Origin of the sequence: Pseudomonas sp. MAG733B, from assembly GCF_036884845.1 — a bacterium.
Lineage (GTDB): Bacteria > Pseudomonadota > Gammaproteobacteria > Pseudomonadales > Pseudomonadaceae > Aquipseudomonas.
In genome coordinates this window covers 6,570,918-6,586,912 of record NZ_CP145732.1, presented here as the reverse complement: position 1 = coordinate 6,586,912, position 15,995 = coordinate 6,570,918, and the positions used below count along the sequence as shown (strand labels likewise).

The following is a 15,995-nucleotide window of genomic DNA, read 5'->3' as shown; positions in this document are numbered from 1 at the left end:
CTAAAGACTTCAAGTCTGTCGGAGCCTTCCATGTCGCTGCCAACCTCCCTGACCATCGAAGCCGGCCTGCAAGCCGAACAGGATCTGCTGGCATCGGTCTGTGCCGGCGACGCCGAGTTCGGCCTGTTGTTCTGGCAGCCGAATGACCAGGCATTAGTGATGCCGCGTCGCTTGAATCGCCTGCCGGGCTTTGAGTCCGCCTGTGAAGTCTCGGCTGCGGCGGGTTGGCCGGTGTTGTTACGCGATACCGGCGGCGAACCGGTGCCCCAATCAGCCACAACCATCAACATCGCACTGGTTTACGCGCCGCCGCGCAGCGAAGGCGACCTGAATCGCATCGAATCCGGTTATCGGCGTCTGTGCGATCCGATCTGCCAGTTGCTGGATGAGCTGGGTGGTACTTCGTCATTGGGCGAAGTCGACGGAGCGTTCTGTGACGGTCGCTTCAACGTCAATCTCGATGGGCGCAAGATGGTCGGCACTGCCCAGCGCTGGCGCCAGAGCCAGGGCGGCTCGCGCCCGGTTGGGCTGGTGCACGGTGCAATGTTGATTGAGGACGAACGTGAGTCGATGGTCGCGGCGGTCAATCGCTTCAACGAGGCTTGCGGGCTGGAGCAGCGAGTGCGTGCTGAAAGCCACATCGCCCTGCATGAGAAGTTCTCGGCGCCACATGCGTTGGCGCGTCTGGATGAACTCTACCGTTTGATGTTGGCGCAAATGTTCAGCGGCTAGGTTTTCGAGCTTATCGCGTACCGAAAACCACCATGGTCTTGCCTTTGACGTTCACCAGGTTGCGTTCTTCCAGATCCTTGAGCACGCGACCGACCATCTCCCGCGAACACCCGACAATCCGCCCGATTTCCTGGCGGGTCACCTTGATCTGCATGCCATCGGGGTGGGTCATTGCGTCGGGTTGCTTGCACAGTTCCAGCAGGCAGCGCGCGACGCGACCGGTCACGTCAAAGAACGCCAGGTCACCGACCTTGCGGGTGGTGTTGCGCAAGCGTTGTGCGATTTGTCCGCTCAGCACGTAAAGAATGTCTGGATCTTGCTGCGACAATTCACGGAATTTCGCGTAGCTGATCTCAGCGACTTCGCATTCGATCTTGGCCCGCACCCAGGCGCTGCGTTCCTGTTCCTGGCCTGCCTGCTCGAAAAGCCCCAACTCGCCAAAGAAGTCCCCGGCATTCAGGTAGGCGATGATCATTTCCCGACCGTCGTCATCCTCGATCAGGATCGTAACCGAGCCTTTGATGATGAAGAACAACGTTTCCGAGCGATCGCCGGCACAAATGATATTGCTCTTGGCCTGATAGCGACGGCGCTGGCAATGCATCAGCAACTTGTCGAGGTTCTTGATCTTGGGTGTGGGGGTAATAGCAACCATGGTTGTATCCCGAAAAGACTGCACGGTGTGTTTGGATTTTTTTATGAGTTTCGGAAAATGCGGCAACGCTGGCTATGCGCCAGCGAATTGGCGTCAGCTTACCAGACACTTCCTGCAATATTCGAGAAATTACCTACAAGGCGGATGGTTATGTCCTAGGAAGGCAAACACTGTCAATCAAGGGGCCTGTGCTAAGCTGGCGACCCTTTTTTATACAGTGGAGTCTTGGCGATGAAGGCACGCATCCAATGGGCTGGCGAAGCCATGTTCCTCGGCGAATCCGGCAGCGGTCATGTCGTGGTCATGGACGGTCCGCCCGATGCCGGCGGTCGTAACCTGGGTGTCCGTCCGATGGAAATGCTCCTGCTGGGTGTTGGCGGTTGCAGCAACTTCGACGTGGTCAGCATCCTCAAGAAGTCCCGTCAGGCGGTCGAGAGCTGCGAAGCCTTCCTCGAAGCCGAGCGCGCGACCGAAGATCCAAAGGTGTTCACCAAGATCCACATGCACTTCGTGGTCAAGGGCCGTGGCTTGAAAGAAGCCCAGGTCAAGCGCGCTATCGAGCTGTCCGCCGAGAAGTATTGCTCGGCCTCGATCATGCTGGGCGCGGCCGGTGTCGAGATTACCCACGACTACGAAATCATCGAACTCGGTTGAATCGACATTCAACTATCATAAAAGCAGTGCAGACTCTGGCGATCCCCAGCTGACGTCTGCATAATGCGCCACTTTTTTCAGGGTCGTGGCCCGTCAGCCGACAGGCCGCAAACCCGAACAGACAACCAAAATCGCCATCGCGAAGAGGTGTTAACCGTCCTACGCAGGTGCGTCGTTCGCATCTGACGGGCATGCTTGATCACGCGGCCGGGCCGCAATACATAGAGAGTTTTTAACGGTGAAAAGCAAACTCAAGCTCCACGGGTTCAATAACCTGACAAAGACCTTGAGCTTCAACATCTATGACATCTGCTACGCGGAAACCCCGCAAGACCAACAGGCTTACGTCGAGTACATCAATAAAGAGTACAACGCCAAGCGCCTGACGCAGATCCTCACAGAAGTTGTCGATATCATTGGTGCCAACATCCTGAACATTGCCAGTCAGGACTATGAGCCACAGGGCGCCAGCGTCACGATTCTGATCTCGGAAGAGCCGGTGACCCCGACTGAAAGCCAGATCGAAGAATCCCCGGGCCCATTGCCCGAAATCATCCTGGCCCACCTCGACAAGAGCCACATCACGGTGCACACCTACCCGGAAATCCATCCGGACGACGGTATTGCGACCTTCCGTGTGGATATCGATGTGTCGACGTGCGGGGTCATTTCACCGCTTAAAGCGCTCAACTTCCTGATTCACCAGTTCGATTCGGACATCGTGACCGTGGATTACCGTGTGCGCGGCTTCACCCGTGACGTTGAAGGCAAGAAGCACTTCATCGACCACGAGATCAATTCGATCCAGAACTATCTCTCCGAAGACACCCGCGACGCGTACCAGATGACCGACGTGAACGTGTACCAGGAAAACCTGTTCCACACCAAAATGCTGCTGAAGAACTTCGAACTGGATAACTACCTGTTCGGTGACGCCACCAGCACCCTGTCGTCTGAGCAACGTGCCCAGGTGACCGATCGTGTGAAACACGAAATGCTCGAAATCTTCTACGCACGCAACATGCCGAACTAAGAATCTCGAGCACAAAAAAAGGCGACCTCGGTCGCCTTTTCCATGTCCGCCGCAAATCTTTGTAGGAGCATGGCTTGCCCGCGATAGCGTCCTTGAGACCGCCATCGCGGGCAAGCCATGCTCCTACAAAAAGCCCGCAGGGATCAGATCCGATAAGTACTCTTGGTCATCACCTTGGCCATCAAGCTCATCCCGAACTTCACCGGCGCCGGAAAACGGAAACCACCGGCATCCAGTGCGCTTTCGGCATGCTGTTCTTCATCGATGCGCATCTGCTCAAGAATCGCCCGGGACTTTTCATCCTCGGCCGGCAGTTGTTCCAGGTGTTCGTTCAGGTGCTTGCAGACCTGATCTTCCGTCGCCGCGACAAACCCCAGGCTCACTTTGTCGCTGATCAGCCCCGCAACCGCGCCAATCCCGAACGACATGCCGTAGAACAGCGGGTTGAGAATGCTGGTGTGGCTGCCCAACTGATGGATGCGCTGCTCGCACCAGACCAGATGGTCGATTTCTTCTTCGGCGGCATGTTCCATGGCGGCGCGCACTTGCGGCAGCTTGGCGGTCAGGGCTTGACCCTGATATAGCGCCTGGGCGCAGACTTCACCGGTATGGTTGATGCGCATCAGGCCGGCAACGTGACGGGTGTCTTCGTCGCTCATTTTCACATCCGGCTGCACGATGGCGGGCGACGGACGGTACGGTTGGCCACTGAAAGGCAGCAAGGTACGCATCGCGGCATCGGCTTGCAGCAGAAGGCGGTCAATCGGCGAGTAGTGACGTTGGGTAGTCATGCTGACCTCCGGAGGAATCTCGGCGGCCAGTTTAACCCAATCGGCCGGGGAAGGTTTGCGCTGGGTCATTGTGTTGCAATTGTCATGACAATGCTGTGATACCCCAATGGGAGCGACGCTGCGCCGTTCCCATCGGGCTTGCTGCAATCAGCCCGGTGGCCAGTGCATCTGACGCTGACCCAGCACGTGCATATGAATGTGATAGACCGTCTGCCCACCTTCTTCATTGCAGTTCATGACAACGCGGAAGCCTTTTTCGCAACCCAGCTCCAGGGCCAGGCGCTGGGCAGTGAACAGAATGTGCCCGGCCAATGCCTTGTCGTCCTCAGTGAGGTCGTTGAGGGTGCGCACCGGTTTCTTTGGAATCACCAGGAAATGCACCGGTGCCTGTGGGGCGATGTCGTGGAAGGCCAGTACCTGGTCGTCCTCGTAGATGATCTTGGCCGGGATTTCCCGGTTGATGATCTTGGTGAACAGAGTATCCACAGCTGTTTTCTCCGTTGTTTGGGCTGGCCTGAGTGTACTCATGGGTTATTCCCGAGCCCAGCCTTTTACCTGTAAACAGTCAGCGCGGGCAGTGAGCCTTGATGACCATGCCAGTGATCGTCCGGATCAGCCAGCGTGAGCCGAACCGGGGCAGGGCGGCGAACCAGCGGTTGCGCCGTCCCGGAATAATGATCGCGCGATTTTTCTCCAGCGCGCGCACGGTGTAGAGCGCAACTTCTTCCGGGCTCATCAGCAAATTGCTGTTTGCCAGTTTGTCGTTGTTCAACTGCGCGGTGCGGAAAAACGCAGTGCGGGTCGGGCCAGGACAGAGCACTGAAACCTTGACCGCGCACTTTTTCAGCTCGACTCGCAGGCCTTCGGAAAAGTGCAGCACATACGCCTTGCTCGCGTAATACGTGCTCATCCATGGGCCAGGGTGGAAAGCCGCGACCGAGGCAACGTTGAGAATCTGCCCGCCACCTTGCAGCGCCATGCTGTTACCGATTGCATGGCACAGGCGTGTAAGGGCCAGAATGTTCACTTCGATCAGGTCTTGTTCGGTCATCCAGTCCTGAGCCAGGAACGGGCCACAGGTGCCAATGCCGGCGCAGTTCACCAGCAGATCGATCTGCCGGTCACCTTCTTCCAGTTCCAGCAGGAATCCGGACAGCCGCAGCGGTTCGCCGAGGTCGCAGGCGCGAAATAACACGTCCACGCCAAATCGTTGAGTCAGTTCAATCGCAATACTTTCCAGCTGATCACGCTGTCGGGCCACCAGTATCAGGCTGCGGCCACGGCGGGCCAGCGCTTCGGCCATGGCCAGGCCAATGCCGCTGGAAGCGCCGGTGATCAGAGCGTAACGGGTCATGCAGTTCTCCATCGCAACAGCTCCACACCGCGACGCAGGTGTCGCGGGCGGGGAGCGCTGTTCATTCTTGCGCAGAGTCTACAGGGGGCTGGGCTTCTTCGGCTGCATCGTCGGCGGAATTTGCCGGTGATTCGGTCTCGACGTCGATTTCTTCGGTGGTCACCGAACCGCTCCGGTAGCTGCTTTCGAGAGTGTTTTCGTATTCGTCCTGAATGGCCGAGATCCCGCCCGCCAGTGCGCCGACGATCATCAGCGCGATCAACACCACCCACAACGACGACAACACCTTGACCGCCGTGCTATTGGGCGGCGGTGGCGCGCCGTAGCGGTTGGCGACGTTGGTGCCCGGCATCGCCAGCATCACCAGCGGAAAGAAGCTGCCTACGAACGGCACCAGGTTCAGCAGCCACAGCCAGCCTGACCAGCCAATGTCATGCAAGCGCTGAACGCTGATCATGATGCTGACGATCAGAAACCCGAGGCACAGGAAGAAGGCGAGGATGCCACCGACGATAAGGCCCGCAGTCGAATCGCTGCTGACCAGGGCCAAGCCGACGAGGGCAAATACGGCGACGACTGCAATCGTAATCAGGCTCAACACCATCGACCACGCGAGAAAACGCAGGCGTCCGATACGTCCTTCGACACCGAAGGGCTTGAGCGTGGCGAACTCGGGCAAGCTTTCACCGACACGGGCTTGCGGCGGCGCGTAAGGGGATTCGGGTTCTGACGAGGTGGCCGCAGGGACGTGATGCTGAATGTCGGCCAGATTCAGTTCAACCGAGGGTTCGGATTCGATTCGGGCGTCGATGCCAGTGTTCTTCAGGGCTTGCAGATACGTTTGTGCATCGGTTTGTGACAGTTCGCGTTTGAGTGTGACCGGTTGACCGCTGAACAGTCGTTCGACGGCGGCGACTTCGCTCTTGTACAGCGCGGCGAGATTGAGCTTGGCGGTGGAGAGCTCAACCCCCGGCAGTAGCGTGCCGTCGAATACGATCTTGAAACGGTTTTCGCTCATTGCCGAGGCATCCTTGTCGCGAGTGTATGAATTCGGAGTGTAAGGCCAGCCTGGCGTGGCTGGCCCGGATTTTCAGCGTGGCCAGCGCTTATGCAGTTGTTCGGCCTGCTCGAGTGCCTTGCGGTATTCAGCGTCGAGGCGCGCCACCAGTTGATCGACACTCGGCAAATCATCGATTTCGCCAACACCCTGACCCGCAGACCACACGGTTTTCCAGGCCTTGGCTTCATCGCTGATCGGCTTGAGCTTGGAGCCGAAATTGACCTCGCCCTTGTTTTGCAGCGCGGCCATGTCGAAACCGGCGGCCTCCAGGCTCTGGCGCATGAAGCTCGCCGGCACACCCGATACCGCTGGAGTATGGACGATGTCTGCGGCTCTGGCAGTCAGCAGCATCTCTTTGTAGGCGTCAGGCGCATGACTTTCGGTGGTGCCGATAAATCGCGTACCGAAGTAGGCCAAATCTGCACCGAGCAATTGCGCGGCGAGAATTTCATGGCCGTGGTTCAGACACCCGGCCAGCAGCAGGGTCTTGTCGAAGAACTGGCGGATTTCGGCAATCAGCGAGAATGGGCTCCAGGTCCCGGCATGCCCACCAGCTCCCGCGGCGACGGCGATCAAACCATCCACGCCAGCTTCGGCGGCCTTCTCGGCATGGCGGCGAGTCGTCACGTCATGGAACACCAAGCCTCCGTAGCTGTGCACTGCGTCGACCAGTTCCTTCACTGCGCCGAGGCTGGTGATCACGATCGGCACTTTGTGCTCGATGCAAATCTCCAGGTCAGCTTGCAGCCGTGGATTGCTGTTGTGGACGATCAGGTTTACCGCGTACGGCGCGGGGTTTTCCAGCGTCGCCAACCCGGCCTCGATCTCTTCCAGCCAGGCCTTGAACCCGCTGCTCTCGCGTTGGTTCAGGGCCGGAAAACTGCCCACCACGCCATTGCGGCAGCAGGCGAGCACCAGTTGCGGATTGGAAATCAGGAACATCGGCGCCGCCACCACGGGCAGACGCAAACGTTGTTCGAGCAGAGCGGGCAGCGACATTGGAAGTACCCCGATGAGTTGTGTCTGTTGGAGTTAGAACGGTCGAACGACGACCAGAATTACGATTGCCAGCAATATCAGAACCGGCACTTCATTGAACCAGCGAAAAAAGACATGGCTGCGGGTGTTCTCGCCACGGGCAAAACGTTTCACCTGTGCGCCGCACATGTGGTGGTAGCCGATCAGCAACACGACCAGGGTCAGTTTGGCGTGTATCCAGCCACCCTGGCTGAAGATGCCGGGATTGAGGTAGATGAGCCAACCGCCGAAGATCAGCGTGGCAATCATCGCCGGGCCCATGATGCCCCGGTACAGCTTGCGCTCCATGACGCTGAAGCGTTCCTTACTGATCGTGTCTTCACTTTGTGCGTGGTAAACGAACAGGCGCGGCAGGTAGAACAGGCCGGCAAACCAGCACACAACGCTGATGATGTGAAAAGCTTTGAGCCATAGATAAAGCATTTTTAGTTATTCCCAGGTTCACGGTAGCCGGGATAGTAGAGGCTTGAGCGTCCGCACGTCACCTTGCCGGTTGTCGCAGGACGATACGGGCCCTATTATCGACGGCTTTCCAGTGGGTTCGTTGAGGGCAGGTTTATGGTCAAGGTCGGTATCGTCGGCGGCACGGGTTACACCGGTGTCGAACTGCTGCGTCTGTTGGCGCAACATCCGCAAGCTGAAGTGGTTGTCATCACTTCCCGATCCGAGGCCGGCCTGGCCGTCGCCGACATGTACCCGAACCTGCGAGGCCACTACGACGGCCTGGCGTTCAGCGTTCCGGACATCAAGACCCTGGGCGCTTGCGACGTGGTGTTCTTCGCTACGCCACACGGTGTTGCGCATGCCTTGGCGGGTGAGTTGCTGGCGGCCGGGACCAAGGTCATCGACCTGTCAGCCGACTTCCGTCTGCAGGATGCTCATGAGTGGGCCAAGTGGTACGGCCAGCCGCACGGTGCGCCGGAGTTGCTGGACGAAGCGGTCTACGGCCTGCCGGAAGTCAATCGTGAACAAATCAAGAAAGCGCGCCTGATTGCTGTGCCGGGTTGCTATCCGACTGCTACGCAATTGGGTTTCCTGCCATTGCTCGAAGCGGGTCTGGCCGATGTTGCGCACCTGATCGCCGACTGCAAATCCGGCGTCAGCGGTGCTGGCCGTGGCGCTTCCGTAGGCTCGCTGTACTCCGAAACCTCGGAAAGCATGAAGGCCTATGCCGTCAAAGGTCACCGTCATTTGCCGGAAATTCGCCAGGGTCTGCGTCGTGCAGCAGGCAAGGACGTTGGTCTGACCTTCGTTCCGCACCTGACGCCGATGATCCGCGGGATTCACTCGACGCTCTACGCAACTGTCGTGGATCGCTCGGTGGATTTGCAGGCGCTGTTCGAAAAGCGTTATGCCAACGAACCGTTCGTCGACGTCATGCCCGCCGGAAGCCACCCGGAAACCCGCAGCGTGCGCGGTGCCAACGTTTGCCGTATCGCGGTGCATCGTCCGCAGGATGGTGATCTGGTGGTCGTGTTGTCGGTAATCGACAACCTGGTCAAAGGCGCGTCGGGGCAGGCGGTACAGAACATGAACATCCTGTTCGGTCTGGATGAACGTCTGGGTCTGTCCCACGCGGGCATGCTGCCGTAAGGTTTATTGCGCACAGTAAAAAGGCCCGTTGAACGGGCCTTTTTGCATTTTGGGCTGGCGAATGGATTGGTTGATATACCATAACAATAGTTGACCGCTTTTCTAGGAGAAGCGGATAATGCGCGTCATCACGCAATATGACGGCGTAACGCCGGGAGATAGTCAGCATGAGCGTCGAATCCTTCACCCCCACGGCTTTGCAATTCACCCACGGTGCCGCGCACAAGGTGAAGAGCCTGGTCGATGAAGAGGGGAATGATCGCTTGAAGCTGCGCGTATTCGTTACGGGCGGCGGTTGTTCAGGTTTTCAGTACGGCTTCACTTTCGATGAGGAAGTGGCCGATGACGACACCATCGTCGAGCGCGAAGGTGTCAGTCTGGTGGTCGATCCGATGAGCTTCCAATACCTGGCAGGTGCCGAGGTGGATTACCAGGAAGGTCTTGAAGGTTCGCGTTTCGTCATCAAGAACCCGAACGCGACCACCACGTGTGGCTGTGGCTCTTCGTTCTCGATCTGATCAGCGCGCCAGTTTCATCAAAACGCCGCATGGCCTCACGGCACTGCGGCGTTTTGCTGTCCGGGGTTTTATGCGGGGTAGATGGCGCCCAATACGCGCAAGCCGCGAGCGCCGGTGACACTTGGGCGATTGGCGGCGATGCCTTCGAGGCAGCAGTGGGCCAGCCACGCAAACGCCATGGCTTCGACCCAATCCGGGTCTACTCCATATGCGGAAGTACTGCTGACTTTCGCCTTCGGTAACAGGCTGGCCAGTCGATTCATCAGTGTCGAGTTGTGCGCGCCACCGCCGCAGACCAGCACTTCTTGAGTGTCTGTCTGGGCACTTTGCAGCGATTCGGTGATGGTCAGTGTAGTCAGCTCAAGCAGCGTTGCCTGTATATTCTCGGCGGGGAAGGCAGGCAATTGCGCGAGGTGCTGCATCAACCATGGCAAGTTGAACACTTCCCGGCCGGTGCTCTTCGGACCTTGGGTCACGAAGAATGGATCGCTGAGCAGCGCCTTCAATAGAATCGGCTCGATCTTGCCACTGGCGGCCCATTGGCCGTCACGGTCGTAGTTGTCGCCGCGTTGCTGGTGAATCCAGGCATCCAGCAACACATTGCCCGGGCCGCAATCGAAACCGGCAACTGGCTTGCCAGGTTCGATCAAGCTGAGATTGCTGAAGCCGCCGATGTTCAGTACGGCGCGGTTGCCGGCGCGTTCTTCAAACAGGGCTTCATGGAAGGCTGGAACCAGCGGCGCGCCTTGGCCACCGGCAGCGACGTCGCGGCTGCGGAAGTCGCTGACCACGGTGATGCCAGTGAGCTCGGTCAGCAAGGCCGGGTTGCCGATCTGCACCGTGAATCCGCGCGCGGGCTCATGGCGGATGGTCTGCCCGTGACTGCCAATCGCGCGAATGTCTTCAGGTTTGAGCTGCTGTTGGGCAAGGAGGGCGTTAACGCCTTGTGCGGCGAGCTTTACCCAGTTCTGCTGGGCGATGGCGGAGCGGGCAATCTCGTCCGGACCGCTGGCGCACAAGCCAAGCAGCTCGGCGCGCAGGGATTCAGGCATAGGGATGTAATGCGTGGCGATCAGCCCGATCGCCGGTGACTGCTCGATCAGCGCAATGTCCAGGCCATCAAGGCTGGTCCCGGACATCACACCTATATAGAGCGCCATGGCTTAACGTTTACTCGAAGCCAGTTGCGTGGATTTCTCTTGATCCATGCGCGCCATCAGCGGCTGGCTCTGCGCGAGGAAGCGCGCACGTTCGGCTTTGGAGATCGGATCGGCCATTGCCACTTTCTGCCCCAACGGATCAACGTGCACGCCGTTGACCTGGAACTCATAGTGCAAGTGCGGGCCGGTCGACAGGCCAGTGGTGCCGATGTAGCCGATCACCTGACCCTGCTTGACGTTGCTGCCGGTCTGAACGCCCTTGGCAAAGCCCTGCATGTGGCCGTATAGCGTGCGGTAAGTGTTGCCGTGCTGGATGATCACGGTGTTGCCGTAACCACCACGACGCCCGGCCAGCAATACTTTGCCATCGCCAGCTGCCTTGATCGGCGTACCGCGTGGGGCTGCGTAGTCGACGCCTTTGTGGGCGCGGATCTTGTTCAGGATCGGGTGCTTGCGACCCATGGAGAATTTCGAGCTGATGCGGGCGAAGTCTACCGGGGTGCGGATGAACGCCTTGCGCATGCTGTTGCCGTCAGCGGTGTAATAGCTGCTGTTGCCTTGTTTGTTGGTGTAACGCACGGCGGTGTAAGTCTTGCCGCGGTTGGTGAAGCGCGCAGACAGGATCGGGCCATTGCCGACAGGTTTGCCGTTGACCACTTTCTGCTCGTAGATCACGTCGAATTCGTCACCCTGGCGAATGTCCTGGGCGAAATCGACGTCATAACCAAACACACTGGCCATGTCCATGGTCAGGCTGTGGGACAGGCCCGCACGTGCGGCGGACTGCGACAGCGAACTGTTGATCACGCCGTGGACATAGGCGGAGCGCACGGTTGGCTTGGCGGTAATGCGATTGAACGTATAACCCTTGTCGTTCTTGCTCAGGGTGATGGTTTCGAGGTCGCTGACCTTGCTGTGCAGGCTGGTCAACTGGCCTTCGCGGTTCAATTCGAATTCAAGTTTCTGCCCGTGCTTGAGCTGGCTGAACTGCTTGGCTTGCTTATCGCTGGCCAGCACTTCATGCACTGCCGTTGCCGGTAGACCCACCTTCTCGAACAGTGTGGAGAGAGTATCACCCTTGGCGACTGTCACTTCCCTGTGGTTTGGCGCCTGCTTTTCTTCGGCGACAGGTGCTGGTTCGGTTTGAGCGGTTTCCTGGGTGTCTTCAGCGCTGTTATCGATCTGCGCGAAAGGAGAAGCTGCTGGCTCATTTGTGGCTTGGACGGCTTCAGCAGCGTCTTGTTCTTGTGTCAGTTGTTCAGCAGGGCTTTCCAGTTCAAGACTCAGGGTTGTCTTTTTGGCTTCAACATCACTGGAAGGGAATACCAGAAGCGCCAGGCTCAGAAGGGCGGCGATACCGCTTGCTGCGAGCAGGTGGGTCTTCGGGTAAAGCGGTGGCGCTTTAGACGATTCTTTGGTCATAAGTAGTTTTTTGACTTTGAAAAAGATGAATTGGAAAAGATGAATGACATGATGAAGATGAAATAACTGTATAAAATATAACCAAATCATCTCTGAAGCAAGTCTACGGATGTTATGTCCGTGGTTTGGCGTCCGTGCGCCGGGCAAACCTTGTATTTGACGTGCGATCTTGTATGGTTGGTCCCCTTTGAATCTGAGCCTTGCGGGTCTGTTATGAAGTCGGTTGAAGAGCAGCTAGCGCTGATCAAACGTGGTGCAGAAGAACTGTTGGTCGAGTCCGAGCTGGTTGAAAAGCTCAAGCGCGGCCAGCCGCTGCGTATTAAGGCAGGCTTCGATCCGACCGCGCCGGATTTGCACCTGGGCCATACCGTGCTTATTAATAAGCTGCGCCAGTTCCAGGAGTTGGGCCATCAGGTGATCTTCCTGATTGGCGACTTCACCGGGATGATTGGCGATCCGAGCGGCAAGAGCGCAACTCGCCCTCCGCTGACCCGTGAGCAGGTTCTTGAGAACGCCGAGACCTACAAGACTCAGGTCTTCAAGATTCTTGATCCGGCGAAAACCGAAGTGGCCTTCAACTCCACCTGGATGGACCAGATGGGGCCGGCCGACTTCATTCGCCTGACTTCGCAGTACACCGTGGCGCGCATGCTCGAGCGTGATGACTTCGACAAGCGTTACACCACCAATCAGCCGATCGCCATTCACGAGTTCCTTTATCCGCTGGTCCAGGGTTACGACTCTGTTGCCTTGCGCGCTGATGTCGAGCTGGGTGGCACCGATCAGAAGTTCAACTTGCTGATGGGGCGTGAGCTGCAGCGTGGTTACGGCCAGGAAGCTCAGTGCATTCTGACCATGCCATTGCTCGAAGGTCTGGATGGCGTGAAGAAGATGTCCAAGTCCTTGGGCAACTACGTGGGTATCCAGGAAGCGCCGGGCGTGATGTACGGCAAGCTGGTCTCCATTCCTGATGCGCTGATGTGGCGTTATTTCGAGTTGCTCAGCTTCCGTTCCATGGATGAGATCAATGCTTTCCGTGCTGATGTAGAGGCGGGCGCTAATCCGCGTGACATCAAGATCAAGCTGGCCGAAGAGATTGTTGCGCGTTTTCATGGTGAGGAGGCTGCGGCCAATGCTCATCGTGCGGCGGGTAACCGTATGAAGGATGGCGAGCTGCCGGATGACCTACCGGAGATCGAGTTGACTGCTGCCGAGGACATGCCGATTGCTGCTGTCCTTAATAAGGCGGGCTTGGTGAAGAACTCTGCTGTGGCGCGGGATCTCCTCGGTTCCGGAGGTGTACGTATAGATGGTGAGGTTGTCGATCGCACCTTTATATATGCACTGGGCGCGACCCATGTTTGCCAGGCCGGCAAGAAGGCATTTGCGCGTATTACGCTCAAATCCGAATAAACCTGAAATTAAGGGTTGACGGCGAATTTTAGAAGCCTATAATTCGCCCCACTTCCGGCGCAGTCGTAACGGAAAACTCCTTGGTAAACAATGAGTTACGCAGGTTTCGGCAGCGGGTTGCTTCAGGTCATCGAAGCCAAAAGGAAGTTGAAAAAGAGGTGTTGACAGCAGCGTGTAACGCTGTAGAATTCGCCTCCCGCTGATGAGAGATCTGAAGCGCAAGTGGTTGAAGTTGTTGAGGAATTCCTCGAAAGCTTCTGAAAATAATCACTTGACAGCAAATGAGGCTGCTGTAGAATGCGCGCCTCGGTTGAGACGAAAGATCTTAGCCAACCGCTCTTTAACAACTGAATCAAGCAATTCGTGTGGGTGCTTGTGGAGTCAGACTGCTAGTCAAAAGATTATCAGCATCACAAGTTACTCCGCGAGAAATCAAAGATGTAACCAACGATTGCTGAGCCAAGTTTAGGGTTTTCTCAAAACCCAAAGATGTTTGAACTGAAGAGTTTGATCATGGCTCAGATTGAACGCTGGCGGCAGGCCTAACACATGCAAGTCGAGCGGATGAAGAGAGCTTGCTCTCTGATTCAGCGGCGGACGGGTGAGTAATGCCTAGGAATCTGCCTGGTAGTGGGGGACAACGTCTCGAAAGGGACGCTAATACCGCATACGTCCTACGGGAGAAAGCAGGGGACCTTCGGGCCTTGCGCTATCAGATGAGCCTAGGTCGGATTAGCTAGTTGGTGAGGTAATGGCTCACCAAGGCGACGATCCGTAACTGGTCTGAGAGGATGATCAGTCACACTGGAACTGAGACACGGTCCAGACTCCTACGGGAGGCAGCAGTGGGGAATATTGGACAATGGGCGAAAGCCTGATCCAGCCATGCCGCGTGTGTGAAGAAGGTCTTCGGATTGTAAAGCACTTTAAGTTGGGAGGAAGGGCATTAACCTAATACGTTAGTGTTTTGACGTTACCGACAGAATAAGCACCGGCTAACTCTGTGCCAGCAGCCGCGGTAATACAGAGGGTGCAAGCGTTAATCGGAATTACTGGGCGTAAAGCGCGCGTAGGTGGTTCGTTAAGTTGGATGTGAAAGCCCCGGGCTCAACCTGGGAACTGCATTCAAAACTGACGAGCTAGAGTATGGTAGAGGGTGGTGGAATTTCCTGTGTAGCGGTGAAATGCGTAGATATAGGAAGGAACACCAGTGGCGAAGGCGACCACCTGGACTGATACTGACACTGAGGTGCGAAAGCGTGGGGAGCAAACAGGATTAGATACCCTGGTAGTCCACGCCGTAAACGATGTCAACTAGCCGTTGGGAGCCTTGAGCTCTTAGTGGCGCAGCTAACGCATTAAGTTGACCGCCTGGGGAGTACGGCCGCAAGGTTAAAACTCAAATGAATTGACGGGGGCCCGCACAAGCGGTGGAGCATGTGGTTTAATTCGAAGCAACGCGAAGAACCTTACCAGGCCTTGACATCCAATGAACTTTCCAGAGATGGATTGGTGCCTTCGGGAACATTGAGACAGGTGCTGCATGGCTGTCGTCAGCTCGTGTCGTGAGATGTTGGGTTAAGTCCCGTAACGAGCGCAACCCTTGTCCTTAGTTACCAGCACGTTATGGTGGGCACTCTAAGGAGACTGCCGGTGACAAACCGGAGGAAGGTGGGGATGACGTCAAGTCATCATGGCCCTTACGGCCTGGGCTACACACGTGCTACAATGGTCGGTACAGAGGGTTGCCAAGCCGCGAGGTGGAGCTAATCCCACAAAACCGATCGTAGTCCGGATCGCAGTCTGCAACTCGACTGCGTGAAGTCGGAATCGCTAGTAATCGCGAATCAGAATGTCGCGGTGAATACGTTCCCGGGCCTTGTACACACCGCCCGTCACACCATGGGAGTGGGTTGCACCAGAAGTAGCTAGTCTAACCTTCGGGAGGACGGTTACCACGGTGTGATTCATGACTGGGGTGAAGTCGTAACAAGGTAGCCGTAGGGGAACCTGCGGCTGGATCACCTCCTTAATCGACGACTCAGCTGCTTCATGAGCTCCCACACGAATTGCTTGATTCATTGAAGAAGACGAAAGAAGCAGCCATTAGGGTTGTAGCTTGGTTGGTTAGAGCGCACCCCATGCTCTGTGGTTAAGAGCAGGGTGAGGTCGGCCTTAGCAGCTCGAAATTGGGTCTGTAGCTCAGTTGGTTAGAGCGCACCCCTGATAAGGGTGAGGTCGGCAGTTCGAATCTGCCCAGACCCACCAATTTTGTGTGGGAAACGCCTGTAGAAATACGGGGCCATAGCTCAGCTGGGAGAGCGCCTGCCTTGCACGCAGGAGGTCAACGGTTCGATCCCGTTTGGCTCCACCACTACTGCTTCTGAAGTAAAGCTTAGAAATGAGCATTCCATCGGTGTCGATGATGAATGTTGATTTCTAGTCTTTGACTAGTTCGTTCTTTAAAAATTTGGGTATGTGATAGAAAGATAGACTGGACGTTACTTTCACCGGTAACGGATCAGGCTAAGGTAAAATTTGTGAGTTCTCTTAGTTGAGAAATTCGAATTTT

15 protein-coding genes, 2 tRNA genes and 1 rRNA gene are annotated in these 15,995 nt (G+C 56.9%); 9 read left to right on the top strand and 9 right to left on the bottom strand.

The window, feature by feature from the left end:
- Nucleotides 1-30: 30 nt before the first annotated feature.
- On the top strand, nt 31-732 hold the full coding sequence (locus tag V6Z53_RS30310; RefSeq protein ID WP_338583456.1) for a lipoate--protein ligase family protein: 702 nt from the start codon (nt 31-33) through the stop codon (nt 730-732).
- A gap of 10 nt (nt 733-742) precedes the next feature.
- On the opposite strand, the gene crp is transcribed toward V6Z53_RS30310, so the two are convergent.
- Nucleotides 743-1,387, bottom strand: coding sequence for a cAMP-activated global transcriptional regulator CRP (crp, locus tag V6Z53_RS30305; protein WP_338583454.1), 645 nt, complete (start codon nt 1,385-1,387; stop codon nt 743-745).
- A 231-nt stretch (nt 1,388-1,618) separates the two neighbouring features.
- Here crp and V6Z53_RS30300 point away from each other — a divergent pair, with 231 nt between their 5' ends.
- The gene (locus V6Z53_RS30300; protein WP_008061600.1) at nt 1,619-2,041 is read left to right on the top strand and encodes an OsmC family protein; all 423 of its coding nucleotides are present in this window, start codon (nt 1,619-1,621) and stop codon (nt 2,039-2,041) included.
- Nucleotides 2,042-2,279: 238 nt separating this feature from the next.
- Nucleotides 2,280-3,074: an adenosylmethionine decarboxylase gene (speD, locus tag V6Z53_RS30295; protein WP_338583453.1), complete on the top strand. Its 795-nt coding sequence runs from the start codon at nt 2,280-2,282 to the stop codon at nt 3,072-3,074.
- Nucleotides 3,075-3,217: 143 nt separating this feature from the next.
- Here the strand turns inward: speD and coq7 are convergent, their stop codons facing one another.
- The 6 genes from coq7 to hemJ form a co-directional block, all read right to left on the bottom strand.
- Complete coding sequence (coq7, locus tag V6Z53_RS30290) at nt 3,218-3,865, bottom strand: 2-polyprenyl-3-methyl-6-methoxy-1,4-benzoquinone monooxygenase (RefSeq protein ID WP_338583451.1); 648 nt, start codon at nt 3,863-3,865, stop codon at nt 3,218-3,220.
- 147 nt (nt 3,866-4,012) lie between these two features.
- Nucleotides 4,013-4,351 carry a histidine triad nucleotide-binding protein gene (locus V6Z53_RS30285; RefSeq protein WP_008027110.1) on the bottom strand — a complete coding sequence of 113 codons (339 nt, stop codon included), beginning with the start codon at nt 4,349-4,351 and terminating at the stop codon, nt 4,013-4,015.
- Between the two features lie 79 nt (nt 4,352-4,430).
- Nucleotides 4,431-5,219 carry an SDR family oxidoreductase gene (locus tag V6Z53_RS30280; protein WP_338583449.1) on the bottom strand — a complete coding sequence of 263 codons (789 nt, stop codon included), beginning with the start codon at nt 5,217-5,219 and terminating at the stop codon, nt 4,431-4,433.
- Between the two features lie 61 nt (nt 5,220-5,280).
- Complete coding sequence (locus tag V6Z53_RS30275) at nt 5,281-6,237, bottom strand: DUF805 domain-containing protein (RefSeq protein WP_338583447.1); 957 nt, start codon at nt 6,235-6,237, stop codon at nt 5,281-5,283.
- 72 nt (nt 6,238-6,309) lie between these two features.
- Nucleotides 6,310-7,278 (bottom strand): nitronate monooxygenase family protein, encoded by a 969-nt coding sequence (locus V6Z53_RS30270; RefSeq protein WP_338583445.1) that lies wholly within the window; start codon nt 7,276-7,278, stop codon nt 6,310-6,312.
- 33 nt (nt 7,279-7,311) lie between these two features.
- The gene (gene hemJ / locus V6Z53_RS30265) at nt 7,312-7,740 is read right to left on the bottom strand and encodes a protoporphyrinogen oxidase HemJ (RefSeq protein ID WP_338583443.1); all 429 of its coding nucleotides are present in this window, start codon (nt 7,738-7,740) and stop codon (nt 7,312-7,314) included.
- A 135-nt stretch (nt 7,741-7,875) separates the two neighbouring features.
- On the opposite strand from hemJ, the gene argC reads away from it, so the two are divergent.
- Nucleotides 7,876-8,910 carry an N-acetyl-gamma-glutamyl-phosphate reductase gene (argC, locus tag V6Z53_RS30260; RefSeq protein WP_338583441.1) on the top strand — a complete coding sequence of 345 codons (1,035 nt, stop codon included), beginning with the start codon at nt 7,876-7,878 and terminating at the stop codon, nt 8,908-8,910.
- A gap of 167 nt (nt 8,911-9,077) precedes the next feature.
- Nucleotides 9,078-9,428 carry an iron-sulfur cluster insertion protein ErpA gene (gene erpA, locus V6Z53_RS30255; RefSeq protein ID WP_007906865.1) on the top strand — a complete coding sequence of 117 codons (351 nt, stop codon included), beginning with the start codon at nt 9,078-9,080 and terminating at the stop codon, nt 9,426-9,428.
- A gap of 68 nt (nt 9,429-9,496) precedes the next feature.
- Here erpA and V6Z53_RS30250 read toward each other — a convergent pair whose 3' ends face one another.
- A complete protein-coding gene (locus V6Z53_RS30250; protein WP_338583439.1) occupies nt 9,497-10,588 on the bottom strand; it encodes an anhydro-N-acetylmuramic acid kinase in 1,092 nt (363 codons plus the stop codon).
- 3 nt (nt 10,589-10,591) lie between these two features.
- Nucleotides 10,592-12,010, bottom strand: coding sequence for a peptidoglycan DD-metalloendopeptidase family protein (locus V6Z53_RS30245; protein ID WP_338583437.1), 1,419 nt, complete (start codon nt 12,008-12,010; stop codon nt 10,592-10,594).
- A 213-nt stretch (nt 12,011-12,223) separates the two neighbouring features.
- Between V6Z53_RS30245 and tyrS the strand changes: the two genes are divergently transcribed.
- The 4 genes from tyrS to V6Z53_RS30225 all read left to right on the top strand — a co-directional run bounded on the left by tyrS (nt 12,224) and on the right by V6Z53_RS30225 (nt 15,797).
- The gene (gene tyrS / locus V6Z53_RS30240; RefSeq protein ID WP_248692835.1) at nt 12,224-13,423 is read left to right on the top strand and encodes a tyrosine--tRNA ligase; all 1,200 of its coding nucleotides are present in this window, start codon (nt 12,224-12,226) and stop codon (nt 13,421-13,423) included.
- A 495-nt stretch (nt 13,424-13,918) separates the two neighbouring features.
- A 16S ribosomal RNA gene (locus V6Z53_RS30235) occupies nt 13,919-15,455 on the top strand.
- A gap of 159 nt (nt 15,456-15,614) precedes the next feature.
- Nucleotides 15,615-15,691: transfer RNA gene (locus V6Z53_RS30230), tRNA-Ile, on the top strand.
- Between the two features lie 30 nt (nt 15,692-15,721).
- Nucleotides 15,722-15,797 (top strand) — tRNA-Ala (locus V6Z53_RS30225).
- Nucleotides 15,798-15,995: the final 198 nt, after the last annotated feature.

What these genes read in the sequence shown, in the direction of transcription:
- V6Z53_RS30300 (WP_008061600.1), top strand. Translation starts at nt 1,619, where the DNA reads ATGAAGGCACGCATCCAATGGGCTGGCGAAGCCATGTTCCTCGGCGAA.
- coq7 (WP_338583451.1), bottom strand. Translation starts at nt 3,865, where the DNA reads ATGACTACCCAACGTCACTACTCGCCGATTGACCGCCTTCTGCTGCAA.
- tyrS (WP_248692835.1), top strand. Translation starts at nt 12,224, where the DNA reads ATGAAGTCGGTTGAAGAGCAGCTAGCGCTGATCAAACGTGGTGCAGAA.
- V6Z53_RS30280 (WP_338583449.1), bottom strand. Translation starts at nt 5,219, where the DNA reads ATGACCCGTTACGCTCTGATCACCGGCGCTTCCAGCGGCATTGGCCTG.
- V6Z53_RS30250 (WP_338583439.1), bottom strand. Translation starts at nt 10,588, where the DNA reads ATGGCGCTCTATATAGGTGTGATGTCCGGGACCAGCCTTGATGGCCTG.
- V6Z53_RS30310 (WP_338583456.1), top strand. Translation starts at nt 31, where the DNA reads ATGTCGCTGCCAACCTCCCTGACCATCGAAGCCGGCCTGCAAGCCGAA.
- crp (WP_338583454.1), bottom strand. Translation starts at nt 1,387, where the DNA reads ATGGTTGCTATTACCCCCACACCCAAGATCAAGAACCTCGACAAGTTG.
- argC (WP_338583441.1), top strand. Translation starts at nt 7,876, where the DNA reads ATGGTCAAGGTCGGTATCGTCGGCGGCACGGGTTACACCGGTGTCGAA.
- erpA (WP_007906865.1), top strand. Translation starts at nt 9,078, where the DNA reads ATGAGCGTCGAATCCTTCACCCCCACGGCTTTGCAATTCACCCACGGT.
- V6Z53_RS30270 (WP_338583445.1), bottom strand. Translation starts at nt 7,278, where the DNA reads ATGTCGCTGCCCGCTCTGCTCGAACAACGTTTGCGTCTGCCCGTGGTG.
- V6Z53_RS30245 (WP_338583437.1), bottom strand. Translation starts at nt 12,010, where the DNA reads ATGACCAAAGAATCGTCTAAAGCGCCACCGCTTTACCCGAAGACCCAC.
- V6Z53_RS30275 (WP_338583447.1), bottom strand. Translation starts at nt 6,237, where the DNA reads ATGAGCGAAAACCGTTTCAAGATCGTATTCGACGGCACGCTACTGCCG.
- hemJ (WP_338583443.1), bottom strand. Translation starts at nt 7,740, where the DNA reads ATGCTTTATCTATGGCTCAAAGCTTTTCACATCATCAGCGTTGTGTGC.